This is a genomic window from Parendozoicomonas verongulae (assembly GCF_009711465.1).
Classification (GTDB): Bacteria; Pseudomonadota; Gammaproteobacteria; order Pseudomonadales; family Endozoicomonadaceae; genus Sansalvadorimonas; species Sansalvadorimonas verongulae.
This window is the reverse complement of sequence record NZ_SMME01000645.1, coordinates 1-2645: the sequence shown is the minus strand read 5'-3', so window position 1 is coordinate 2645 and position 2645 is coordinate 1. Positions and strand designations below refer to the sequence as shown.

The following is a 2645-nucleotide window of genomic DNA, read 5'->3' as shown; positions in this document are numbered from 1 at the left end:
TTCAGGCTCATTTCTGGATTGGAGAATACTATCACATTCTCCGAGAACCAACTGACCAAGATGGCAGAGCAGTGCGGCTTTCTGACTCGCTACAGGACGATACTTCCCCACGCTCTTGTTCTATCCACCCTGACTGCCCTTGGTAAAGACAGTAATGCAGAATCTCTGGCTGACCTTCACCGCAAGCTTAATGAGATGACAGGATTGCACGTCTCCTACCACGCCTGGCGGGAGCAGGTTTCCAAACCAGAATTTGTGATTTTGATGGTTTGGCTGTTCCTTCGCAGTCTGGACAAGATGGTCAAACGTACTCTCTCTTTTGATCCGTCCAGCCCCTTTGCCAGATTCCGGCATGTCTGGCTGCATGATGGTTCGTCACAAGCCGTTATTGCCAAGCTGAAGGAGACTCTGCCAGGACGTTTCAAAACAGTGTCTCCCGCTGCCGTCGAACTTCATACGACAATGGATTTGCTGACGGATAATATTGTTCGTGTCAGCCTGACAGAAGACACGCGTTCAGAGCGGGATTGTTTACCTGCCTTGATAAGCGACCTCAGCGACACTCTGATGATGATTGATGCAGGCTACTTCGATTTGGAGTATTTCATGGCTTCTCAGGATCGTGAGGGCTGTTTTCTTTGCCGAGCCCCGCAGAGTATCAACCCGCTTGTGCATAAAGTCATCCGGTCTGATGGGCAAAATTGCCACCGCTACGAAGGCCAGAAGCTGAAAGATGTTCTGCCCCATTTCCCCAAAGACGGCTGTATGGACTTGGATGTCGAGTGGTCACAAGCAAAAGGGTATATGTTTCGTGTTGTTGTACGTTGGAACGGCCAGAAGAAAAAATGGGTATTCGTTGTGACTAACCTTAGTCGGGAGTCGTTTTCTCTTCAGGATATCTTTCTAGCCTATCGCTTGCGCTGGCAGATAGAACTGGCTTTTAAGGAAACGAAGTCCTACGCCCGCTGGCACCGCTTCAATACAGCCTGTGTGACACTGGTTACCAGTCTTATCTTTGCTTCATTTATTGTTGTCGTTCTCAAACGACCGTTGGCTCACGCTGTCGAGCGGAGTATGGATAGCGAAATATCTACCCGAAAGACAGCCATGACAGGAACGCATCTGTTTGGTGAGTTGATGCTCGGCTTACTGCGGAAGAGCAAACACCACACGCTTCGCGCGCTGAAAATATTGTGCAAGTTTTGGCAAGAAAATGGAAAACGGGAACATCCAGCCAGAGACAAGCGCACTGGGCGCTCAGCTCTGGGGTTGGGGGCTATTGGGTGTGCTTAATGTCCTACGTATGAAAGTCCATTACCAGCATGCTTAGCAGGAGGTTCTTGAGAGAAGGACTCTCCGAGGCAAAACCAAAACCAGTTTCAACCTGCTGCCAGAAGCTGGCTTCGAGCCCGAATTTGGCAATCTCTGCCAGAGACCGACTATCAGCATCAAGGGATTCAGCGTTTGCCAGATCCATAAACAGCGTAATCACCAGAGACGTCAGATCATCAGTGGGGCACCTGGCCAGCACAGCCATCATCTTGCGATCCAGAATATCAGCAGTATCCGTTGCCTCCACCCGCTTCTGCAACGCGCTTAGCCGTGCTTTGCTGGCAAAGAACTTCTTTCGCAGGCTGATATGATCCCGCAGGGTCATACGATCTTGAGAAGAACCCAGACCAAGCTGCTGAAGAAGCTGGGTACTGCGGTCTGCGGCAAAAGGCGCCGCATAAAGGCGCCGCATAAAGGCGAACATTCAGTAGCCAGTCATTTTCCGCTGAAGGCTGTCGGTAAGGCTCGTACAGTAAAAACTGCTGCGTGAAGTCGCCCAGTTCAAGATCCACTTTCACCTTAAGCTTGGGCTGCATTAAGGTTGATAAGCTGGACATGTTCTGGAACCAAAGTTTCGATAGACTCCAGATACTCAGCGTCAGGGTCTTGCCAGAAAACGACCCGATGATCCTTGAATAGCCGGGTCAGGTTGTCCTGAATTTCAGGAGATTGCATAGAAAACTCTCATAACTGTCCGCCAATATGGGGCTGGCCGGAAACAATAAATATCTGGCCGTAGATTACACAGCGCGAAGTACTTCATCCAACCGTTCTTTAAACTTGTTCAAACTGGGCATGTCAATCCGATGAACATCAATCTCGCCGTTATTGACTTTATCGACCAGCAACTCCCTGCTTGCGGGTTCTCCCAAGGCCTCCTCAAGCTGAGCTTTCAGAGGGTTCAGGGCGTTATCATTCCCGGACTCATTCTCCAGACGCTCACAATGTTGATACCTGTTACCAACAGCACAGAGCAGCCAGGCTTCGGATTTGGGTTTAGGAATCATAGGAACCCCTGATTCCAAGGCGTTCGAGCAAAGTGTGGATAAATAGACAGTATCTCTAACAGAAATGTCCTGTACTGCTGAGTTTAGGCTTGGCAGTATACGGACATGGACAGGCAAGATTTTAAGCCAAAGGCTGGCGACGACCCAAGAATACCTCCTGAGATCGACGGGATTGAAGTGAACTGGTGCAATAATCCTGTTTGCGACAATTTCCGTATCCCCGCATCCAAAGAAAGAAAAGACCCCCGCTACACACTTTCAGGTTCTAGAAATGGCGTAACTATTCAGCCCCCCTAACCTGAAGCG

5 protein-coding genes are annotated in these 2645 nt (G+C 49.7%); 2 read left to right on the top strand and 3 right to left on the bottom strand.

From position 1 onward, the window contains the following. Nucleotides 1-1293: IS4 family transposase (locus tag E1189_RS02205; RefSeq protein WP_230460037.1), on the top strand; the 1293-nt coding region annotated here is incomplete at its 5' end. Nucleotides 1294-1297: 4 nt separating this feature from the next. Here the strand turns inward: E1189_RS02205 and E1189_RS02200 are convergent. The 3 genes from E1189_RS02200 to E1189_RS02190 all read right to left on the bottom strand — a co-directional run bounded on the left by E1189_RS02200 (nt 1298) and on the right by E1189_RS02190 (nt 2339). Beyond that, complete coding sequence (locus E1189_RS02200; protein ID WP_230460036.1) at nt 1298-1744, bottom strand: hypothetical protein; 447 nt, start codon at nt 1742-1744, stop codon at nt 1298-1300. Nucleotides 1745-1851: 107 nt separating this feature from the next. Continuing rightward, nucleotides 1852-2007 carry a hypothetical protein gene (locus E1189_RS02195; RefSeq protein WP_155158435.1) on the bottom strand — a complete coding sequence of 52 codons (156 nt, stop codon included), beginning with the start codon at nt 2005-2007 and terminating at the stop codon, nt 1852-1854. A 65-nt stretch (nt 2008-2072) separates the two neighbouring features. After that, complete coding sequence (locus E1189_RS02190) at nt 2073-2339, bottom strand: hypothetical protein (RefSeq protein ID WP_155158434.1); 267 nt, start codon at nt 2337-2339, stop codon at nt 2073-2075. Nucleotides 2340-2444: 105 nt separating this feature from the next. On the opposite strand from E1189_RS02190, the gene E1189_RS02185 reads away from it, so the two are divergent. Continuing rightward, the gene (locus E1189_RS02185; RefSeq protein WP_155158433.1) at nt 2445-2636 is read left to right on the top strand and encodes a hypothetical protein; all 192 of its coding nucleotides are present in this window, start codon (nt 2445-2447) and stop codon (nt 2634-2636) included. Nucleotides 2637-2645 lie beyond the last annotated feature (9 nt).